This is a genomic window from Psychrobacter sp. UBA5136 (assembly GCF_002414005.1).
Classification (GTDB): domain Bacteria; phylum Pseudomonadota; class Gammaproteobacteria; order Pseudomonadales; family Moraxellaceae; genus Psychrobacter.
Window position 1 is genome coordinate 1 of record NZ_DHYG01000051.1, and the last position, 21,236, is coordinate 21,236.

At 44.6% G+C, this 21,236-nt stretch carries 15 protein-coding genes and 2 tRNA genes; 5 read left to right on the forward strand and 12 right to left on the reverse strand.

Translation table 11 applies throughout. The features are described 5' to 3' along the window. Positions 1-78 precede the first annotated feature (78 nt). The 12 genes from B4240_RS07145 to B4240_RS07200 form a co-directional block, all read right to left on the reverse strand. Positions 79-165, reverse strand: a tRNA-Leu gene (locus B4240_RS07145). Between the two features lie 123 nt (positions 166-288). Beyond that, positions 289-362 (reverse strand) — tRNA-Cys (locus B4240_RS07150). Between the two features lie 199 nt (positions 363-561). Continuing rightward, complete coding sequence (locus B4240_RS07155) at positions 562-696, reverse strand: putative transporter small subunit (protein ID WP_296237839.1); 135 nt, start codon at positions 694-696, stop codon at positions 562-564. Positions 697-798: 102 nt separating this feature from the next. Beyond that, positions 799-2,439 (reverse strand): sodium:solute symporter family protein, encoded by a 1,641-nt coding sequence (locus B4240_RS07160; RefSeq protein WP_349679086.1) that lies wholly within the window; start codon positions 2,437-2,439, stop codon positions 799-801. A 907-nt stretch (positions 2,440-3,346) separates the two neighbouring features. Beyond that, the gene (gene fdhD / locus B4240_RS07165) at positions 3,347-4,396 is read right to left on the reverse strand and encodes a formate dehydrogenase accessory sulfurtransferase FdhD (protein WP_296237842.1); all 1,050 of its coding nucleotides are present in this window, start codon (positions 4,394-4,396) and stop codon (positions 3,347-3,349) included. A 67-nt stretch (positions 4,397-4,463) separates the two neighbouring features. Continuing rightward, entirely contained in the window at positions 4,464-6,845 is a 2,382-nt protein-coding gene (locus B4240_RS07170; RefSeq protein WP_296237844.1) for an FdhF/YdeP family oxidoreductase, read from the reverse strand. Between the two features lie 238 nt (positions 6,846-7,083). Beyond that, positions 7,084-7,878 (reverse strand): ABC transporter ATP-binding protein, encoded by a 795-nt coding sequence (locus B4240_RS07175; RefSeq protein ID WP_296237846.1) that lies wholly within the window; start codon positions 7,876-7,878, stop codon positions 7,084-7,086. A 31-nt stretch (positions 7,879-7,909) separates the two neighbouring features. Beyond that, positions 7,910-8,809, reverse strand: a complete 900-nt coding sequence (locus B4240_RS07180; RefSeq protein WP_296237848.1) for an ABC transporter permease — start codon at positions 8,807-8,809, stop codon at positions 7,910-7,912. Between the two features lie 264 nt (positions 8,810-9,073). After that, positions 9,074-10,102, reverse strand: a complete 1,029-nt coding sequence (locus tag B4240_RS07185; protein WP_296237850.1) for an ABC transporter substrate-binding protein — start codon at positions 10,100-10,102, stop codon at positions 9,074-9,076. Positions 10,103-10,295: 193 nt separating this feature from the next. After that, on the reverse strand, positions 10,296-11,345 hold the full coding sequence (locus B4240_RS07190) for an ABC transporter substrate-binding protein (RefSeq protein ID WP_296237852.1): 1,050 nt from the start codon (positions 11,343-11,345) through the stop codon (positions 10,296-10,298). A 307-nt stretch (positions 11,346-11,652) separates the two neighbouring features. Beyond that, positions 11,653-13,779, reverse strand: a complete 2,127-nt coding sequence (gene metG / locus B4240_RS07195) for a methionine--tRNA ligase (protein ID WP_296237853.1) — start codon at positions 13,777-13,779, stop codon at positions 11,653-11,655. Positions 13,780-14,107: 328 nt separating this feature from the next. Next, complete coding sequence (locus B4240_RS07200) at positions 14,108-15,523, reverse strand: GntP family permease (protein ID WP_296237854.1); 1,416 nt, start codon at positions 15,521-15,523, stop codon at positions 14,108-14,110. A gap of 382 nt (positions 15,524-15,905) precedes the next feature. Between B4240_RS07200 and B4240_RS07205 the strand changes: the two genes are divergently transcribed. From B4240_RS07205 to apbC, 5 genes are all read left to right on the forward strand, one after another. Further along, positions 15,906-16,622: a CoA transferase subunit A gene (locus tag B4240_RS07205; RefSeq protein ID WP_296237855.1), complete on the forward strand. Its 717-nt coding sequence runs from the start codon at positions 15,906-15,908 to the stop codon at positions 16,620-16,622. Positions 16,623-16,689: 67 nt separating this feature from the next. Further along, the gene (locus B4240_RS07210) at positions 16,690-17,319 is read left to right on the forward strand and encodes a CoA transferase subunit B (RefSeq protein WP_296237856.1); all 630 of its coding nucleotides are present in this window, start codon (positions 16,690-16,692) and stop codon (positions 17,317-17,319) included. Between the two features lie 85 nt (positions 17,320-17,404). Further along, positions 17,405-18,205: a 3-hydroxybutyrate dehydrogenase gene (locus B4240_RS07215; protein ID WP_296237858.1), complete on the forward strand. Its 801-nt coding sequence runs from the start codon at positions 17,405-17,407 to the stop codon at positions 18,203-18,205. Between the two features lie 165 nt (positions 18,206-18,370). Beyond that, positions 18,371-19,723: a magnesium transporter gene (gene mgtE / locus B4240_RS07220; RefSeq protein WP_296237860.1), complete on the forward strand. Its 1,353-nt coding sequence runs from the start codon at positions 18,371-18,373 to the stop codon at positions 19,721-19,723. A gap of 237 nt (positions 19,724-19,960) precedes the next feature. Beyond that, complete coding sequence (apbC, locus tag B4240_RS07225; RefSeq protein ID WP_296237862.1) at positions 19,961-21,184, forward strand: iron-sulfur cluster carrier protein ApbC; 1,224 nt, start codon at positions 19,961-19,963, stop codon at positions 21,182-21,184. Positions 21,185-21,236: the final 52 nt, after the last annotated feature.

Sequence of the window (21,236 nt, forward strand, 5' to 3'; positions counted from 1 at the left end):
TATTTTGGGTTTGGTATAAAATAAAAATCGGCACAATAAGAAAAAGGCTCCCAATTGCTTGGAAGCCTTTTAATATAATGGTACCCGGAGCCGGACTTGAACCGGCACGCTATTACTAGCGAGGGATTTTAAATCCCTTGTGTCTACCAATTTCACCACCCGGGCAAAACTTGTATTATCTATAAAGTAAGTATTCTACTTGTTAGATAGTGGTCGCTATTATAAGCATTTTCATTAATAAAGCAAGCTAAAATTAACGTAAAACTTATAAATTTAAAGCTAAATAATTGGAGGCTGAGGTCGGAATCGAACCGGCGTACACGGAGTTGCAGTCCGCTGCATGACCACTCTGCCACCCAGCCAATCAAGGATGCCTATATTAGCAAAAATAATTTAAATTACAAGTCATTTTTTAATGAAACGCAGCTTATTTACTAATCTGGCGTTGTTTGACCATAAATTCACGATTATTTACGCATTGATAAGGCAAATTAAGTCGTCGCTAAGTTTAAACTCAGCGATGACTTGTTAAAAATAATTTTCCTAAGAGGTTATCTCCTACTAAACAATATCGCGATTATTACGTTTTGCTTTTTTGATATCGCGATAAGTAGCCGTACAAATCAATATCAGCACGCCAAGCGTAATCGCTGGCCATACGAGGATATATAATCCATAGATAAAGACGTTGTCCATGATGTCTCCTTATTGTATTTATATACATTTTTTCTTACTAAAATTAAGCAGGAATGGTTAGCCAATCATTAGCCAACCATCAATGGTTAATATTGCATTTACTTAAGATTTCGGCTGTACTTGCGGCTTTTTATCATAATTGCCCACCCGTTTTTTAATCAGATCAAAGTCAAAATGCTCGTCACCCATGAGGCTAACAAGCACGCAGACGATGGTACTAGCGCCGTAAGCGGTCAATGAAGCAAGCAGAACCATATATTGGCGCAAAAAGCCTGTGGCAAAGATAAGCATCAATATCAGCGTGATAGCAGCGGCGCCCATGCCGACTTTTCGACCCAAAAAGCCAAAAATCATCAAGCCAATCACCACAGCGGCACCGACACTGGCCAAAATTTCAAAGAATAGAGCAGTGAAGCCTTCAATGGGAATCAGCTCAAAGCGTGCAACGCAGAAAAGTAGAAGCCCGACGATAACGGCGGAGGTAAAGGCGACATTGGTCACGCGATTCCAAAACACACTGGCAATCACAGGGAAGACGATGGTGCCCCATAATGCGCCGACAAAGACCAGCATCACTAAAATATCGAGCTTAAAGCTGGCGAAAATCAGTCCAGCAGCCGTGGCGATAATCATGGTTGAGCGTCCAACCAGCATCATAGTTTTAGGTTTAACGCGTCCTTTGGCGATGTTTTTGCCATAAACGTCCGCCATCATAATCGTCGATAGCGCCGATAAATCTGAGTCAGCGGTTGAGGACAGCGACCCAATAACCAAGATAAAGAATAACGCGATAAACACCGGATGCAGATAAGTGCTGACCATTTGCGGGATTAAGTTATTCATATTGCCGTCGAGCGGTTCGATACCCGTGGTCAAAGCCATCAAACCAATCATGCCAAGACCAATGACGATGCCAGCGTAGCCGACCGTTGCGGTGACAAAAGTGGCTTTAATTTTGGTTTTATCTATGGCAAATAGGCGCTGGGTAATGGTTTGATTACCGATGGCATAAGCCAATACCGCGACGAAATAGGGCGCGCCTTGCTGAAAGAATGCTTCAGAAGAAAAGAAATTTTGCTGCTCTGACGTTAAATTTGACAGGCCGCTGACCATGACCAAAGGCCCGCCCATGGCGAATAACACCGCAGGGATGATGACGACTCCAATCGCCATCAAGGCGACCAATTGGGCAAAATCGGTAAACACCGATGCGCGAAATCCTGAGGTTAATGTGTAGCTGAGAACCCCGACACCTGCGATGATAACACCGGTCTGAAACGAGAGCGGCGATAATACCGATACCAAGGCACCAGCAGCGGTGAAGTTGACCATCAAGCTAATTAAGCTGCCCATAAGGTTGGATATGGCTAAAATTAATTGGCTTGATGATCCGTGGCGCGCGTGGATAAGCTCGCCTAAGGTGTGACCGTTAGGAGCGAGTTCACGAAAGCGCATGCCAAAAGGATAGATGAATAAAATCATCAAAGCGCCCCAAAAACCATAGTGTATCGGTCCTGAAACGCCATATTTATAACCGGATGTCGCAGCCGCATAAAACGATGCCGCCCAAATCCAAGTCGCTGTCATACTTGCCGCGCCCATGCCAAAGCCGACACTGTGACCGGCGACCATAAACCCCGAGGTGGTTTCCTTGTCTTTTTTAATTAATAAAGACAGCAAATAAGTGCCGCCGTAAAACCCTAGTAATAATAAAATAATGGTCAATGATGAAAATTGGAACAATGACTCAGTTTTCAAATTCATACCTCGCAATTGTTTAAATGAATAAAGGTTTGGGCAAAAAGTGATGCCATAAACCTTTAGGAATGTCATAGGACGCGTGGGTCCTATTTGCTACGTGTATGCAACGAGCAATGACATAAATAGAAATGAAAGCCTGACGCGGACGCTAAATAAGATGTCATTTTCAAGCACAGGCTATTAAACGAATATTTTAAAAAAATACGTGCTAAAAGCTGTCTTAGAAAAAATGGTGGCAACTCTCAATAGGCGTCTGTTAATGGATTGACCATTACGCTATCAAGTGATGCATACGCGTTAGTAGCGATACACTAAAAGAAGCTTATTAGATAAGCGTCTATAGCAAAAATACGGATAAGCACGAAGTCAGGACTGCTTGACTTGTGCCAGATTAGACAACTTATAATAGCTGCGATAGGCAATAGTTAAGGTAGCATATTACCCATTTATTGCCTGTGAGCTATCATCCGACGTCGTGATGATAAGTAACGTTTTATGGAAGCGGTTGTCCTCACTTACTTATCATTTATAAATAAAACTACAGCCATGTTAAATTCTCGTAACATGTCTGTGCGGTAAGAGTAACCTATTATGACTCTAATCTCAAATTTTACCTCAAACTTTGTAGTCAAAAGGGTTAAGGTAATCTAATAAATGGACAATAAAATAACCGTAATAAAGAGAATAGAACTGGATATTGAAGAGAGATTTAAATAAACACATTAGTCTCGATGGAAGAGTGACGATGAGTGACAGTAAGAATAATAGTAGGATATACGAAAGGAAGATAGATTAAGTTAAGCTGCATTGAAAATGATGGGTAATAGGCTCACTGTTTAGCCATGCTATTAGATAGATATAATAAAAGAACAGCCGCTAGCGTGTTATTTTAAGCATTGGCATAATTTGTATAATAGGTAACTCGGTCATCACGCAAAAACCCTGCCAGTCCCAAGCCATAACGCTCAGCGACACGTACCGCAGTACTGGTCGGCGCCGACATGCCCACTAACCAAGGAATGCGGCTACGAATGGATTTTTGTACCAGCTCAATAGACAAGCGTGAGGTCATCACCACGCAGGTCAGCTCGGTTTTGTTGCGCAATTGCCAACCGATGAGCTTATCAAGCGCATTATGGCGCCCAACGTCCTCAAATAAATATAAATCCGTGCCTTGCATTGCTGCTGCGGCGTGAACCGCACCAGTCAATTGATGGGTATGCTGCGCGGCGTCAACTTGCTGACGCATTTGCAATAAATTATTGAGAGTGGGTAGAAGAGATTCTGGCTTGCTTTGTTGTGAGCTTGATGATAAATAATGGCTCAAATCGGGAAGGGCTTGGGCAAGTCCTGTAATACCGCACATACCGCAGCCGGTACGGCCAGCTAGCTGACGTCTTTGAGCTTGAATACGCTGATGACAGCGCTGATTTAATACCAGCTCCACTACGTACACATCGTAATCCTGCAATTGCGCTGAAAACTGCTCAAAGCCAGCCTTTTCGGCAAGCAAATCATCCGTTAAGTCACTGGTAAACCTTTGATAACTGGCAATATCGGTCAGTTGCGTCACCTCCCAGTCCAATAACTCATGACTGTGATGAATTAATCCTTCACTGTATAAAAAGCCAATGGCAAGGTACTCAAGCTGATAGGGACTTGCCATCAATATGGCGTAATGGATACCATTAATGACGATTGCAACGGCTGCTTCCACTGCTAGCATCGCTGACTTATTATCAATCTCCATCTCTGGAGTTTTATAAGACATATCTGACGTAGATAAGTATGCGTGTTTTTGCGTTAAATGCAGACGTGATAAGGGTACAGTCTGCGTATCCTTTAATAACTCAGCAGCAGTAGTAGCATCATTTTCTAAACGATCTGCTACGCCATTTATTAAAGGTTCTACTGCAACTGAGTTCTTTTTACTGACCATTGTTTTTACTGACCATTATTTTTACTAACCACTGTTTTTAACCATTTTCTAATCTCGCCATCTCTTATCAAGCGCTGGCAGCCAGTTCGCCTTCACTAACGCGTTGTAAAGCAACGGTGACAGATTTATAAGAGGGCGTTCTTGAGTCTGGCGCATGAGTGTCTAAATCGATAAGGTCGTTGCATTCAGGGTAATAGGTTGCCACCGCATTGGCGGCGATATCCATCTCGGTGAGTATGAGAGGCCCCAAGGTACGGTGCTCATCCTTGCTGTCTTGACGCGATACCATTACACTATCGCCTTTTTGCCAACCTAAACGCTTGATTTCGTCGGGATGCATAAACAACACATCGCGGCGGTTGGTTTGGCGATAGCGGTCTTGATGACCAAAAATCATGGTATTAAATTGATCATGACTGCGCACGCTGGTTAGCTGCCATACTTTTTGCTCAGCGCTTTGGGTTTGTTTGTTATCGCTATTGCTTGGATGAATCTCGGGTTCATTATTTTTGCTATTGTCATTTTCCATATTGCTATGATAGCCCAACGTGATGTCTGCCATTTGCGCTGCGACATAAGTAATGGGATATTGCGGTACTTCAAACTGGGCTTTGCCGCTATCGGTAGCCCAGACGCGATGACGCGCTGGATGATATAAATGAAACCCTCGCTTGCTTGCGCGGATACGTTCATTAAAGTTTTCAAAGCCGTCAATAGCTTGAGCAATGTAATCACGGATGATATCGTAGTCGCTACTCATGTCCTGCCACGGAATGGATGAATCAGCGCCAAGCACCTGGATCGCCATATCCGCTATAATTTGCGCTTCAGATTTTAGATCATCACTAATGGGTTCAATGCGACCTTGCGTAGGGACAATTTGGCACATAGAGTCTTCAATCGTCGCAAACTGTTCGCCCTTCGCTGTTATCAAGCGTTCGGTACGGCTGATACATGGCAAGATAAGGTTGTTTTTACCCGGATAGAGCATGGTTTCATTAAGTTTGGTACCGACAAAGACATTAAGCTCGGTGGTGGTTAAGGACGTTTGAATGGCGCTTTTATCGGGCGCAGCGACAGCATAATTACCACCCATGCTGACAAAGGCTTTGATCTTTCCTTGCATCAATGCTTTTGCCCCTTGGATAACATCAAGTCCATTTTCTTGCGGCATAGGGCGCTTAAAAACGCGCTCAAGACTATCAAGTAAACTCTGTTTAGGGCGCTCATGGATTCCCATAGTGCGATCGCCCTGTACATTTGAATGCCCGCGCACGGGTGAGGCGCCAGCACCATCGACACCAATCATACCCATGAGTAGTAGCAGATTGGTAATCATGGCGACATTATCCTCGCCCTGGACGTGCTGGGTGATGCCCATGCCCCACGTACAAATCGTTGCTGGGCTATCAGCGACAAGTTTAGCAAGCTCAATGATTTCTGCTTTACTGATACCACAGCCACGCTCTACATCTGCCCACGACTGCTGGCGTAACCAATTATCTAAAGCTTCGTAACCTGATGTGTGCTGCTCGATGAAATCCCTATCAATTTTATCGTTTTTGGTCAGCCATTTCGCCAAGCCAGTCAATAGAGCAGTATCACCGCCGATTTGAATTTGAACAACCTCATCGACCATCTCATCGCTTTGCCCTGCTGCCATATGGGTTGGTTTTTGCGGATTTCTAAACTTGTTTAAACCCTGCTCACGCATAGGATTGATAGAGATAATTTTGCAGCCTTGTTTATGCGCGTGGGCGAGCATCTCAAGCATGCGCGGATGATTGGTCGCAGGATTTTGTCCAAATAGCAAAATCAGTTTTGCCTGCTCAAAATCTTCCAAAACCACAGTGGCTTTACCGACGCCCAATTGTTTGCCGAGCATCACTGATGTTGGCTCGTGACACATATTGGAGCAATCGGGTAAATTATTGGTGCCAAAACAGCGTACAAACAATTGATACATAAAAGCAGGCTCGTTAGTGACGCGTCCTGAGGTATAAAATAACGCTTCATCTGGCGAATCGAGATTTTTCAACGTATCAGCAATACGCTCATACGCTGCCTGCCACGAAATCGCCACATAGCGGTCTTGCTCCGCGTCATAATATAACGGCTCTGATAAGCGGCCGCTGTGCTCAAGCTCGTAGCCTGACCAGCCTTGTAGTTCTTTAACGCTATGTTTGGCAAAAAATGCCGCATCGGCACGCCTACTCGTCGTTTCACTAGCAATCACTTTAATACCCGTTTCGCAGACATCAAGGCTTTTATGGGTCTTATGATCCGGCCATGCACAGCCCGGACAGTCAAAGCCGCCTTTGGGCTGATTGCTATGAAGTACACTTAAGCTACCCCGCAAAAAAGCCTTGTAATCCATCAGCTTACGAGTACAAGCAACCAGAGATGGCCAGCCAGCGGCAGGGTGGGGATAAACAGGAATTTTGCGCATAACAGACCTCATAAGCGAATGGCGATAAGTAAGTACGACTGTAATAAAAATACTTGCTTTAAGTACTACTATATAATGACTAGCAGCAAACGTTTAGTATCATTACTTATAAATAACAAAAAACCTCAAAGCACGGCATGCATTTGAGGTTTTTATGTAGATAAAATTAGTGTTGTCAGGATAGATTTTCAATTCGAACGATAGAATCTTCAAAATAGTAAGCTAATACTCTAGCAAATTAGCTTAATATCAAGCTATCATCTTCGACTTTTTCGCCGCGGGTCTGTTCAAACATATCCAGTAAATCATGCACGGTCATACCTTGACGGTCATTACCCGCGACATCGAGTACCACCTGTCCTTGATGGAGCATCACGGTACGCGTGCCATGAGCTAGAGCCTGCTGCATTGAGTGGGTAACCATCATCGTTGTTAGCTGATTGTCGGTGACGATTTTATCGGTTAATTCTAAAACAAACGCCGCCGTTTTAGGGTCAAGGGCCGCCGTATGCTCATCGAGCAGTAAAATCTTAGACGGCTGCAACGATGCCATTAGCAGGCTCACTGCTTGACGCTGACCACCGGATAACAGGCCCATACGGTCGGTCAAACGGTTTTCTAGACCCAATTTTAAAACCGATAATTTCTCGCGAAATAAGTCACGGTTATTTTGGTTAAGCGCAAAGCTTAAACCACGTTTGCCGCCGCGCTTATAGGCAAGCGCCATATTTTCTTCGATGGTTAGCGCCTCACAAGTTCCCGCCATTGGGTCTTGGAATACGCGAGCGACCCAATGAGCGCGTTGATGCGCCGTTTTTTTGGTGACATCGATGCCATTTAACAAGATTGAACCGCTATCGACGCGCGTGGTGCCACTGACCGCATTTAAAAAGGTCGATTTGCCCGCGCCATTGGTACCAATGACGGTGACAAACTCCCCATCGGCAATGTTTAGATTGATACCACGTAGGGCAGGGTTTTCAATGGGCGTTCCAGGATTAAAGGTCAACCGCAAATCTGTAGCTTGCATCATAATAATTATTCCTTATGGTTGCACCTTAACATTAAGCCCGAACTTTACGACTTAAAAATTTATTTTTAGCTTTGGGCAATACCAAGGCTAAGACCACGAGTAGCGCGGTAATCAAGTTTAAATCCTGCGGACCAAAACCAATACTACGCAGCGTGCTGCTTGATAGCGCCACCTGAATAAACAGCTTGTACAAAACAGCACCGATAACCACAGCAAAGGTAATCAGCCAAATCCGCTTGGCAGGTATGATGGTCTCACCGATGATAACCGCTGCCAAACCAATAACAATGGTACCGATACCGATCGAGATATCTGCGCCGCCTTGCGTCTGCACAAATAGTGCCCCTGCTAACGCAATCAAACCGTTAGAAATCGCCATACCGATGATGGTCATCCATGAGGTATTGATACCTTGCGCCTGTGCCATACGTAGGTTTGAGCCAGTCGCCCGCATCGATAAACCCGTTTCGGTGCTATAAAACCAGTCTAAAAATAACATAGCAACCAGCACGACGCCACCAATAATCAGGCAGCGCATCCAGTAACCGTTGCCATCACTGACCAAGGTACTAAACACTGTCGTTTCACCCAGCAATGGCAAGTTTGGTGCACCCATAATCCGTAGATTGACAGAATATAAGGCAACCATGACTAAAATACTGGCAAGGAGTTGTAGGATGCCAAGTTTAACGTGTAGCCATGCGGTAACGATACCAGCAACCGACCCTGCTAACATACCAAAGGCACAAGCAAGCCAAGGGTTAACCCCAGCAATAATAGAAATACCAGCAACGGCGCCACCTAACGGAAAACTACCGTCAGCGGTCAAATCCGGAAAGTCGAGGGTACGAAATGAGATAAGGACGCCAAGCGCCACTAGGCCGTAAATCAGACCACTTTCAAGCGCACCAAAAAAAGCAATTAGAGACATAAGAGATCAGTAAGTCATAACCCAGCGTTGAATAAATGATGGCATGACAAGTGAGATAGGCGCAGCATCGCGCTATCAATCAGCCAATTTTCATTAAACGACTAAGCGGTGAATTTAACAGATTGGGTTATCTGCAGTTAAGGTGTTTATCTGCGTTAGATATATAGCAGTATCAGATTCACCAAGACGATAATTAGCATTAAAACTAGCGTTGACGCGGTGCCTGTTCATTATCGTCTAGGGATTAGATAGCAGAAGCGGCAGTTATTCTACCACTTCTTTTGCTTTATCAATAACAGCTTGTGGCAAAGTAATGCCTTCGGCTTGCGCATTTTTTGGGCTGACATACAAATCAAGTGATTGCGGCGTATACACAGGAATCTCGCCCGCTTTTTCACCGTTTAAGATGCGCGTGACGATTTTACCGGTTTCGCGGCCTAAATCGTAATAGTTTACCCCTAAGGCAGCAACCGCGCCGCGCTCAACAGAGCTGGTGTCAGAGGCGATGAGTGGGATTTTGCTTTCCTTAGCGATTTGGTACAGTGACTCATAAGCGGAAACGACGTTATTATCGGTCGAGGTATAAATCATATCGACCTTACCTTCAAGGCTACGAGCGGCCATCGCGATATCATTACTACGCTGCGCAGGCGCTTCGTGGACATTAATACCAAGCGGGGTTAAATTATCTTTTAGTGCTTTTAAAACGATGGTTGAGTTCACCTCACCTGGGCTATAGACATAGCCGACGTTTTTTAGGCTTGGGATAATTTGGCGCATCAAATCGATTTGCGGTGCATAAGGAAGGGCATCGGATGCGCCGGTAACATTTGTGCCAGAACCATCAAGTTTAGGTACCAATTTAGCTGCTACAGGGTCGGTGACAGCTGAGAAAACCATGGGAATGCTGCTGGTAGCGGCAGCAACAGACTGTGCCGACGGCGTGGCAATCGCCACGATAACGTCTGGTGCATCAGCAACGAATTGCTTGGCAATCTGACCGGCAGTCGCGGTATTACCTTGAGCACTTTGGAAGTTAATGGTTAAATTTTCGCCCTCTTTAAAGCCGGCGTCATTTAACTCATCGATAACGCCTTTACGCACGTCATCGAGTGCTGGATGTTCAACGATAGCAGTAATAGCGACCGTTTTCATGGCAGCTTTGGCATCGCCGCCTGTTGCAGCGCCGTCAGTGGTGTTGGCATCTTGTGCTGACTGGTTACAGCCGGTCAAGATAGCGGTGCAAACACCGCCCCATAGTAAAGCTTTGGCAAAACGATTTTGATACAACATGGGTCTGACTCCTGAAAATAATAATGTGTCCGTACATTATGTAAAAGATAAAAAAGGTAGCGCTGCCAGCCGTTATCCTAGCTGATGGTAAAATCCGTTGTATAGCTGATTATTAATGACTGTCCGTTTATTCATTGTGATTGAGTAGCAATTATTTATTAGTGCTTATCTATTAATGCCTATCTATCAATGCCTATTTACTGGCCTTTTGGGCTTCTTTATCGACATTGATGGCGTTTTTAAGTAAATCCGCTGGTAGGCTAGTGCCTTGTTCCGCCGCGTGTTTTGGGCTGACGTATAGCGTTAAGGTATTCATCACTTGCGGTGCGATATCTTTGGTCGCTTCACCGTTTAATACGCGATACACCATTTTGCCCGTGGTACGACCAAAGTCATAATCATTAACCCCAAGCGCCGCCGTTGCACCGCGCCTGACACTAAACTCATCTGAGGCAATGACTGGGATATCAAGCTCATTAGCTGCATTTGCCATCGCTTCAAAGGCAGAAACGACGTTGTTATCCAATGAAGTGTAAATAACCTCTACCTTGCCAGCCAGACTACGAGTCGCCATTGCAACATCAGTTGGGCGATTGGCGGTTACGCCCAATATCTTAAGCCCGCGCGCTGGTGCTACTTTTTCAAGCTGCTTAAGCACCACCACTGAATTTGCTTCGCCTGGGCTATAAACATAACCAATGGTTTTTACATCAGGCACGATTTTTTGGATATTGTCCAACTGCGGCTCGATGGGTAATTCGCTCGACAAACCGGTCACATTGGTTTGGATAGGTACGTCATTTTCATCGATAAGCTTGGCTGCCACAGGGTCTGAGATGGCGGTATAAATGACGGGAACGGTTTTGGTCGAGGCCACGACTGATTGCGCAGAGGGTGTTGAGATGGCAACGATAGCATCTGGATTGTCACCAGCGAACTGTTTGGCAATTTGCCCAGCCGTTGCGGTATTCCCTTGCGCACTTTGAAAATTAACGGTTAGGTTTTGCCCTTCTGCGTAGCCGTTGTCCGCCAGCTCATCAATAATGCCGCGGCGCATCTCATCTAAAGAAGGATGCTCGACAATCTGGGTGATGGCCAAGGTTTTGGCAGGCTTATCATTAGTTGCGCTATCATCAGTGGCAGTCGCAGTGTCAGTCGCATTATCAGAACAGGCGGTTAATCCAAGCACAGCGCTAATAGCAGCGCCGCATAAGCTAAGGCGTAAAGTTGTGGCAAAAGTCATGTTATTTTGGCTCATAGGTTAAAAAGTGCAGGTTACCCGAGTCAATGTTATGTGAATGCTGAGATAACGGGCGAATATTAAGTAATCAATCCATTGATCATTACGTCCATATTATGACAGTAATGTAACTTATGGCAATAAGAAAATAAAACGCATTTGTCATTGATTTTATAAAGGTTAATGCAAACAGATTTTTGTCGATGAATATATTTTTTGCCCATGCTCTTTTTATTTCATCACCAATGAATTTTAAGCAATAAAAAAGATGCCACGAAAGCATCTTTTTATTCTATAAGTACAACCGCATTTAAGCTAATACATCACCAATCACGCAGTTATCCGGTAAAGTCACTACCGTTAGCTGGGTTTTTGGATTGCCCGTTGATAACACCATGCCTTCTGAGATGCCAAATTTCATCTTACGCGGGGCAAGATTGGTGACGCAAATCACTTTTTTATCGAGTAATTGCTCAGGCTCATAAAACTTACGAATACCACTAAAAACGTTACGCGGCTTGTCTTCACCAACGTCTAAGGTAAATTGTAAAAGCTTATCCGCGCCTTCGACATAGTTGCAGGCTAAGACGTGCGCCACTTTCATCTCAACTTTGGCGAAGTCTTCGATACCGATATAGTCAGCTTGCTCAGTTTTCTCAGTTACATTGTCAGCATTGGCCGCTTTTTCTGACTGGTTGTCTGTCGCTGCTGTTTTATCATCTGATTTGCTATCAGCATTAGCGGTCGGAGTATCTGCTTGCGCCAAAGAGGCCTTTGAATCTTCAACCATTGCCGCAACGTCTTTTTCTTCGATACGCTGCATTAAAGGTTTAAACTTATTGATTTTATGACCAAGTAGCCACTCGTTACGGCTAGCAAAGCTTAAATCGTCAATATTTAAGAAGTCTTTAGCATTGGCCGTCAGCTCAGGCAAGACGGGCGCCAAATAAACCATCAATTGACGGAAGATATTAATCGCCACTGAGCAGATGTCTTGAACTTCTTGCTCAGTGCCCTCTAATTTGGCAAGCGACCAAGGTTTTTTCTCGTCGATGTACTCGTTGGCTTTATCAGCACACTGCATGATTAAGCGCATGGCACGCGAGAATTCGCGATTTTCGTAAGCGGCTGCAATCTCATCACCAGTTTTGGTAATATCTTCTAGTAATTCTGACTCTACGCAAACATCTGACAGCATACCGTCGTATTTTTTCACGATAAAACTGGCGCTACGACTGGCGATATTAACCACTTTTCCAACCAAGTCGGAGTTAACCTTTTGCATAAAGTCTTGTAAATCAAGATTAATATCTTCAACCTTGTCAGACAATTTACTGGCAAAGTAATAACGCAAGTATTCAGGATGCAAGTGCTTAGCGTACGTTTCGGCTTTAATAAAGGTGCCGCGCGACTTACTCATTTTTTCGCCATTGACCATCAAGAAGCCGTGGGCAAAAACGCCCGTTGGCGTGCGAAATTCGCTACCCGCAAGCATCGCTGGCCAAAATAACGCATGGAAATAAACGATGTCTTTACCGATGAAGTGATATACCTCGGTTTTATGCTCGTTTTCTTGCATCCAATAACGGTCAAAATCAAGAGCTTGGTCGCTACCTGCGCGCTTATCACATAAGTTTTTAAAGCTCGCCATGTAGCCGACTGGCGCATCAAGCCAGACATAAAAGTATTTGTCTGGCTCGTCGCTTGGCGTATCTGGAATTTGAAAACCAAAATAAGGACCATCACGCGAGATATCCCAGCTGGCCAGCCCAGCATCAAACCATTCTTGCAGTTTGTTAGCGACCGACACTTGCAAGCGATTTTCGCTGCGCGTCCAGTCCTTTAAGAATTGCTCAAATTCTGGCAAATCAAAGAAATAATGCTTAGAAGTTTTAAGCACTGGCGTGGCATTTGACAATGTTGAGTGCGGGTTGATAAGGTCGGTCGCATCGTAAGTGGTACCGCACACCTCGCAGTTATCGCCGTACTGGTCAGGCGCGGCGCATTCAGGACAGGTACCTTTAACAAAACGATCGGCTAAAAATAGCTGCTTTTCAGGGTCAAAAAGCTGTTTGACGTCTTTTGTACTGATATGACCGGCGCTATTAAGGCGACGATAAATCAATTCAGAGAAATGTTTGTTTTCTTCTGAATGGGTGCTGTGATAATTATCAAAATTAATCAAAAATTTGGCAAAGTCGGCTTCATGTGAGGCTTTTACCGAGGCGATTTGTTCTTCTGGGCTCACGCCATTTTCTTCAGCTTTTAACATGATACCAGTACCATGAGCATCATCGGCGCAGACATAGGTGACCTGATGGCCTTGCGCTTTCATCGCACGCACCCAAACGTCAGTCTGTACATGTTCTAAAAGATGGCCTAAATGAAGATCGCCATTGGCATAAGGAAGAGCACTGGTTACTAGAATCTCACGCACTATTATCACCTATATTTTTGTATAAACGGGTTGGTTATCAATAGAAATTAAAAAAGTGTGCCTATGATACCGTAATTCGGCCAAATTTGTGATATTACCTTGGTAATTAATGTGCTCATTCATCATATAGTAGCCCTAAACCTGCACGGTATGACGAGTGATAACTTATATAGAGGTTAATAGAAATCAATACTTATCAAAAGGCAGCACAATAAAAACCCACCAAGCAATTTGCTAAGTGGGTGTAATGAGTGTGGTTTATAAAAAAGTAAGTTTCTATGGTGTCTAAAAGTGCTATTTAAAGTCTGCTTTTAGCATTTTAATATCTTTAAAACGAACCAAACACCGTACCTAAAAGGATAATAGCAATCACCGCAATAAGTGGAATCACTATGGTGACCATGGCGACGTTTAGATACGATTGCTTATGGGTCAAACCGCAAATTGCCAGTAGGGTAATGACCGCACCACTATGTGGCAAGGTATCCAAACCGCCAGCCGCCATTACAGCGACTCGGTGCATGAGTTCTGGATCAATACCAGCTGCGACCGCCATTCTTAGATAATCGTCCCCTAACGTTGATAAGGCGATGCTCAAACCACCAGAAGATGAACCTGTAATACCAGCGAGCGTAGTCATCGCCACCGCTTCTGAGATAAGTGGATTGCCGGGCGTTAGGTTTAAAATACTATCACGAATAATAAGAAAACCTGCTAATGAAGCAATAACAGCGCCATAACCTACTTCTGATGCCGTATTAAAAATCGGCAACATTGAATCATAAGTACCACGATTAATGGTCTTTTTAAGGTTATTCCAGTGGCCGATACGCAGTACAATTAATACCACACAAGCCACAACTAGTGAGATGATAATCGACCATAAACCAAGTGAGCCTGCGATATTTAAGTCCGGAAACTGAGTCTGTAGACCACTGAAATCCATAGAGGGAAAGATAAAATAAGTCAGTAAAGCGTTTAAGCCAATCACCAGTACCAATGGAATCATAGCAACTGTAAATGAGGTGTGATGTGTGCTTACCAAATTGGTTTCTGCTGTTGTGCTACCAATACTGCCCACATCACTTTCGTCATGCTGGCCGTAGCCTTCACCTAACGCGTTGGCTTTTTTGGCTCGTGATTGTAACCACAACCAACCACAGAAGAACATGATAAGACCGCCAATAATACCCAAAATAGGCGCGGCAAAGACGTTGGTATTGTAATAAGGGATAGGAATCGCATTCTGAATGGCTGGCGTGCCCGGCAATGCTGTCATGGTAAAGGTAAACGAACCTAACGCAATCGCTGCTGGAATCAAGCGCTTAGGAATATCAGCCGCCTTAAATAAATCTTTGGCGATGGGGTAAATGGCAAATGCCACGACAAATAATGACACACCGCCGTAAGTTAAGATGGCACAAACTAAGATAACTGCCAAAATAGCTTTACTAGCACCGAGCTTTTCTACAACCGTATTAGCAATGGCTGTTGCCGCCCCAGAGTCTGCCATCAAACGCCCAAATAACGCTCCTAGTAAGAAAATAGGAAAAAACTTGAGCAAAAACCCACTTAAGGCGCCCATAAAAACATCGGTATAAGCGGGAATACTGCTTAAAAAATCACCTGAAAGTAACACGGCCAACATCGCCATAATCGGTGCCAAAACCAGCACAGAATAACCGCGATAAGCAAAGAACATTAGTAATAATAAAGTAGTGATAATAGCAAGTGTGCTAAACATGCACGCCTCTCCTTGGCTAATTTAAATTGTGAATAGATAACGTTTGCTGTGACTGCTCAATAAAACGTCTATAGACTCACTTGTTAGGATTTTAATAACAAAAGGTGAGTGTAAGGGCGATAGTTATATCGCTATTATTAAGTAGCCAAGCACTAAGTACTACTTCCATTTCCTTATGGTATTCTCTAGTCGCTGCGAGAATAATATGTTAAGTTAGCATAAGAATTTTAAATAAGATATATCGATACACACTGTATTGATTTTTAGTGTCTGTGTGTCTATTTATTGGCAAGACAAGAGTTGTCATGATGTTAGTTGCATCATGCAGTGAGAAGTATTAACTACCCTAAAATACAAAAATTTGACTTGCAAGGAGATGAGCATGAGTCAATCAAAAGTATATAGCAGCGCCGCAGAGGCGTTAAAAGGCGTCGTGAGTGACGGACAAACTCTTGCTATTGGCGGGTTTGGCCTGTGCGGCATTCCGGAGGCGCTGATTGAAGCGCTGCGTGATAGCGGAGTAAAGGAATTAACCTGTATCAGTAATAACGCCGGCGTTGACGATTTTGGTCTCGGTTTGCTCCTGCAAACGCGGCAAATTAAAAAGATGATTTCATCGTATGTCGGTGAAAATAAAGAGTTTGAGCGTCAATACTTATCAGGCGAGCTAGAGGTTGAGCTGACACCGCAAGGAACCTTGGCTGAAAAGCTACGTTCGGGCGGTGCTGGTATTCCAGCGTTTTATACGGCGACGGGTGTGGGAACCAAAGTTGCTGAGGGCAAGGAGACGCGCGAGTTTGATGGTCGCACCTATGTGCTTGAGCATACCTTGCGTGCTGATGTGGCATTGATCAAAGCACAAAAAGCAGATAAGGCGGGCAACTTAATTTTTAATAAAACAGCGCGTAACTTTAATCCAGACTGCGCCATGGCTGGCAAAATTACGATTGTTGAAGTCGAAGAAATCGTAGAGATTGGCACACTCGACCCTGATGAAATTCATCTACCGGGTATCTTTGTCCAACGTATTGTCTTAAACAGTAACCCCGAAAAACGTATCGAAAAAACGACCACTAAAGTAGCAGCTACAAGCGCTTAAATGGATAAATTGTTAAGGTTTCAGTGAATAAATAATAATAGGTTTTGTAAAAAATAAGGAAATTACCATGGCATGGACAAGAGAGCAAATGGCACAGCGCGCCGCGCAAGAGTTAAAAGATGGCTATTATGTCAATCTAGGAATCGGTTTACCGACCTTGGTCGCAAATTATATTCCTAAAGGCGTCGATGTTTGGTTGCAATCGGAAAATGGTCTACTTGGTATCGGCGAGTTTCCAACCGAAGAAAACGTCGATGCGGATTTGATTAATGCAGGCAAGCAAACCGTCACCACCGAACCGGGTGCCAGTTATTTCAGTAGTTCAGAGTCGTTTGCGATGATACGCGGCGGTCATGTAAATCTTGCTATATTGGGCGCGATGGAAGTGTCAGAAAAAGGAGATTTGGCTAACTGGATGATACCCAAAAAGATGGTCAAAGGAATGGGCGGCGCGATGGATTTGGTTGCTGGCGTACAGCGCGTGATTGTATTAATGGAGCAAGTCAACAAGCACGGCGATCCAAAAATCTTAGCCAATTGCGAGCTACCATTAACGGGTAAAGGCGTCGTTGATCGCATTATCACCGAGCTTGCGGTATTAGACGTCACGAACAATGGTCTCAAATTGGTTGAGTTGGCTGACGGCGTAAGCTTTGATGAATTGCAAGAAAAAACGCCAGTGACCATTCTTCAGTAGTGAGAAATTGATAGAGAGAAATCAGTAACTAATACGTTTTATATCTCTATTTCATGACTCAATGAAATAATTACAAGGATGAATTATGGCGTCTAGATTACAACAGGATTTGACAGGAAAGGTTGCTTTAGTGACAGGGGCAGCAAGTGGCATCGGACGTGACATTGCTGAGACTTATGCTAAAGCAGGCGCAGCGGTTGGTATTGCTGATATCAACATTGAAGCTGCGCAGCAAACCGTTGATGCTATTCTAACAGCTGGAGGTCGCGCACTCGCGATTGCTATGGATGTGACCTCAGAGGATGGGGTAAACGCTGGTGTACAGCATTTAGTGGATACTTTTGGTGGTATAGATATTCTAGTTTCCAATGCTGGCATTCAAGTAATTGCTCCTATTAATAAAATGGCGTTTGATGACTGGAGAAAAATGCTCGCTATTCATCTAGATGGGGCATTTTTAACGACCAAAGCGGCTGTGCAACACATGTATAAAGACGATAAAGGTGGGACGGTCATTTATATGGGCTCAGTACATTCGCATGAAGCATCGCTATACAAAGCACCATACGTTACGGCTAAGCATGGGCTACTTGGTTTGTGCCGTGTATTAGCAAAAGAAGGGGCGCAGCATAATGTACGTGCGCATGTGATTTGTCCTGGGTTTGTAAAAACGCCCTTAGTTGAAAAACAAATCCCGCAGCAAGCGGCAGAAAAAGGCATCAGTGAAGTGTCTGTGGTCAATGATATCATGCTAGTCAATACCGTCGACAAAGAATTCACGACAGTTGATGATATTGCCCAATTAGCGTTATTTTTAGCGGCTTTTCCAAGCAATGTCTTTACTGGGCAGTCTATCGTTGCTAGTCATGGTTGGTTTATGAACTAATAGAGTGTTTTATTAACTGGTTGTTTTATTGGTTTAAGCATCATTAGCTTGCTTATAAAACACCAATCCATTAGGATTTGATTTTATGATAACTTGAGCCAATCGCATTGGCTCTTTTTTATGAGCGTCTATTGCCTTAGTTTACGCTGCACGGAGTAAAAAATAATGAAAAACAAAGACTTAGCGTTGACGTATGCCGAGAAACTAAGCCGTGCTATCGAACGACAGCAGTATGAGGAGGCAATTGAAGAGATTCAAGAACTGCGGCCCATTGATATAGCCGATGTGCTAGCGCTTATTGAACCCAAACTTGCCTGGCAGCTCCTCGCCCATCTGCCCAATCGCTCGACGATATTTGCTTATTTAGATGCTGATAGTCAAGTGGCGCTCGCTTATGCATTTCCTCGGGCTATTTTAGCTAAGATAGTCGGGGAGATGCCGTCTGATGAGCGCACCGACTTGTATAAGCGCCTGAGCCAAGACCAACGCGACGTGTTATTACCCGCCTTAGCGCAAGCGAAGCGTGAGGATATTCGCAGATTATCGGCTTATGAAGAAGGCACTGCTGGTGCCTTGATGAGCTCTGATTATGCAACCTTGGGCGCCGATATGACTGTCTCTGAAGCCTTGGATGCGCTGCGTTTAGAAGCGCCCGATGCCGAAACCATTTATCATGCCTATGTAATCGATGAGGCGCGTAAGCTATTAGGCGTGGTGTCGTTAAGGGTGCTTATTTTATCGTCACCTGAGCAGATGGTTCATGACATTATGGTCAGCTCGGTCATATCTTGTGAGGTCGATGACGATCAAGAAGACGTCGCTAAAATGATCGCCCGTTATGATTTGATTTCTTTACCCATTACCGATGCGAGTGGGGCGTTGGTGGGTATTGTCACCCACGATGATGCGATGGACGTGGCCAGCGCTGAAGCTACCGATGACTTTCATAAGTCAGGCGGTGTCTCAACCATGGTTGGCCGCTTAAAAGATGTCAGTATTACCCTTCTATATCGTAAGCGTGTCTTTTGGCTGGTGTTTTTAGTATTCGGCAACCTGCTGTCGGGTCTGAGTATTGCCAACTTTGAAGATGTCATTGCGGCAAACTTAGTATTGGTATTTTTCTTACCCTTACTTGTTGATAGTGGCGGTAACGCAGGCTCACAGTCGGCAACTTTGATGGTACGTGCGTTAGCGACGGGCGATGTGGTGATGCGAGATTGGTTTTCACTTCTTGGTCGCGAAGCCTTGGTTGCACTACTGCTTGGCGCGACTATGGCAGTGGCGATTGCCCTTATCGGTTATGTGCGCGGGGATGCCGTCGTCTCGTTAGTGCTCGCACTAAGTATGCTGTCGGTGGTCATGATTGGTAGTGTGATTGGTATGAGTCTGCCTTTTGTACTCAATAAGCTCGGTTTTGACCCTGCGACTGCCAGTGCACCTTTGATTACCTCGATCAGTGATGCGTCGGGCGTGCTGATTTATTTATTTATCGCCTCAAGGTTTTTACCGATTGGTTAGCCCATCTAATAAAGTACGACTGACATAAAAGCCCAGTAGCGTCTTTGGCCCTCACACCTACTGCCAGTGTGGTTTTTTTATAGCGCGCATTGAGCTACACTAGCTGTATAAATCTATTTGGCAAAAGCTTTTTAAGCCAGTTTTTTTTCAAAAAGTAATTATTTAATAAGTAACTGTTTAATAAGCACTCATTTAATTTGCCAAATCTAACCATCGATATAGGTAGTAGAGGTAGCTATGTTTAATTTTATAAAAAAAAGAGCATCTTCGAAATCCGAAACCCCGCAGCAGCAGGCCGCTCGTGATAGCGCTGTTGATCAAGTATTGCTAAATTATCATGTGGGTAATAGCAGTCTGGCTACGATGGTGACGGGGCTGGAGCGCGATGGTGATCAGCTGACTTTGGATTTACGCCTACCACAAGATAGCGACCCTGAGACCATTCAACAAGAGCTAGGCAATCTACTGCATCCGCATGGTATTAGAGTCATTCATATGAATGTACGCTTGCCGGCTCCAGCAAAAGGCGCGGGCTCGACCCTACCAAAGGCGATGCCAAAAACCACCAACGCGATGGAAAAGCAGACTAAATCCTCTGCAAATGCCGATAGCAGCAATCAGACCGAACCGCCCATTACTAAAGCGGCTCCGACGCAAGCCTCACTGACGCCGCATCCGCGTATCCGTCATATTATCGTTGTGGCGTCGGGTAAAGGCGGCGTTGGTAAATCGACCACCACCGTCAATATCGCTTTGGCTTTACAGAAGTTAGGCAATCGTGTTGGCGTGCTTGACGCCGATATTTATGGGCCGAGTATGCCGAGTATGCTGGGCGTAGATACGGTAAAGCCTGAGCTAGAAAACGAGCAGTTTGTGCCTATTGATGCGCACGGTCTGGCAATGTTATCGATTGGTAGCTTGCTTGATGACGATAACACACCTGTGGCGTGGCGCGGTCCAAAAGCCACTGGCGCCTTGATGCAGCTTTATAACCAAACCAATTGGCCGCAGCTAGATTACTTAGTCATTGACATGCCGCCTGGTACCGGCGATATTCAGCTGACATTGGCGCAGCGTATTCCGGTGACGGGTGCGGTGATTGTGACGACGCCGCAGCACATTGCGCTACTTGATGCGCAAAAGGGCATCGAGATGTTTAACAAAACCAATATTCCGGTACTTGGCGTGGTTGAAAATATGGCGCTGCATACGTGTAGCAATTGTAATCATACCGAAGCGATTTTTGGTACGGGCGGCGGCGAAAAAATCGCTGAGCAATATCATGTACCGCTATTAGGTCAGTTGCCGCTGGCCAGTGGTATTCGCGCCCAAGTGGATAAAGGTGAGCCGAGCGTGTTAGCGGATGATGAATTTGCTCAATATTATCTAAGCATTGTTAAAAATATCGAAGCCAATATCAATAAATTTGCCAAACCTGTCGATGATAAGCGGATTTTTTAATCGACAACTAAGCTAAGTAGTTTAAAAAACCCGCTTAAGCAATTTTATGATT

What these genes read in the sequence shown, in the direction of transcription:
- B4240_RS07155 (WP_296237839.1), bottom strand. Translation starts at nt 696, where the DNA reads ATGGACAACGTCTTTATCTATGGATTATATATCCTCGTATGGCCAGCG.
- fdhD (WP_296237842.1), bottom strand. Translation starts at nt 4,396, where the DNA reads ATGGTCAGTAAAAAGAACTCAGTTGCAGTAGAACCTTTAATAAATGGC.
- B4240_RS07170 (WP_296237844.1), bottom strand. Translation starts at nt 6,845, where the DNA reads ATGCGCAAAATTCCTGTTTATCCCCACCCTGCCGCTGGCTGGCCATCT.
- B4240_RS07175 (WP_296237846.1), bottom strand. Translation starts at nt 7,878, where the DNA reads ATGATGCAAGCTACAGATTTGCGGTTGACCTTTAATCCTGGAACGCCC.
- B4240_RS07180 (WP_296237848.1), bottom strand. Translation starts at nt 8,809, where the DNA reads ATGTCTCTAATTGCTTTTTTTGGTGCGCTTGAAAGTGGTCTGATTTAC.
- B4240_RS07185 (WP_296237850.1), bottom strand. Translation starts at nt 10,102, where the DNA reads ATGTTGTATCAAAATCGTTTTGCCAAAGCTTTACTATGGGGCGGTGTT.
- B4240_RS07190 (WP_296237852.1), bottom strand. Translation starts at nt 11,345, where the DNA reads ATGACTTTTGCCACAACTTTACGCCTTAGCTTATGCGGCGCTGCTATT.
- B4240_RS07200 (WP_296237854.1), bottom strand. Translation starts at nt 15,523, where the DNA reads ATGTTTAGCACACTTGCTATTATCACTACTTTATTATTACTAATGTTC.
- B4240_RS07205 (WP_296237855.1), top strand. Translation starts at nt 15,906, where the DNA reads ATGAGTCAATCAAAAGTATATAGCAGCGCCGCAGAGGCGTTAAAAGGC.
- B4240_RS07210 (WP_296237856.1), top strand. Translation starts at nt 16,690, where the DNA reads ATGGCATGGACAAGAGAGCAAATGGCACAGCGCGCCGCGCAAGAGTTA.
- B4240_RS07215 (WP_296237858.1), top strand. Translation starts at nt 17,405, where the DNA reads ATGGCGTCTAGATTACAACAGGATTTGACAGGAAAGGTTGCTTTAGTG.
- mgtE (WP_296237860.1), top strand. Translation starts at nt 18,371, where the DNA reads ATGAAAAACAAAGACTTAGCGTTGACGTATGCCGAGAAACTAAGCCGT.
- apbC (WP_296237862.1), top strand. Translation starts at nt 19,961, where the DNA reads ATGTTTAATTTTATAAAAAAAAGAGCATCTTCGAAATCCGAAACCCCG.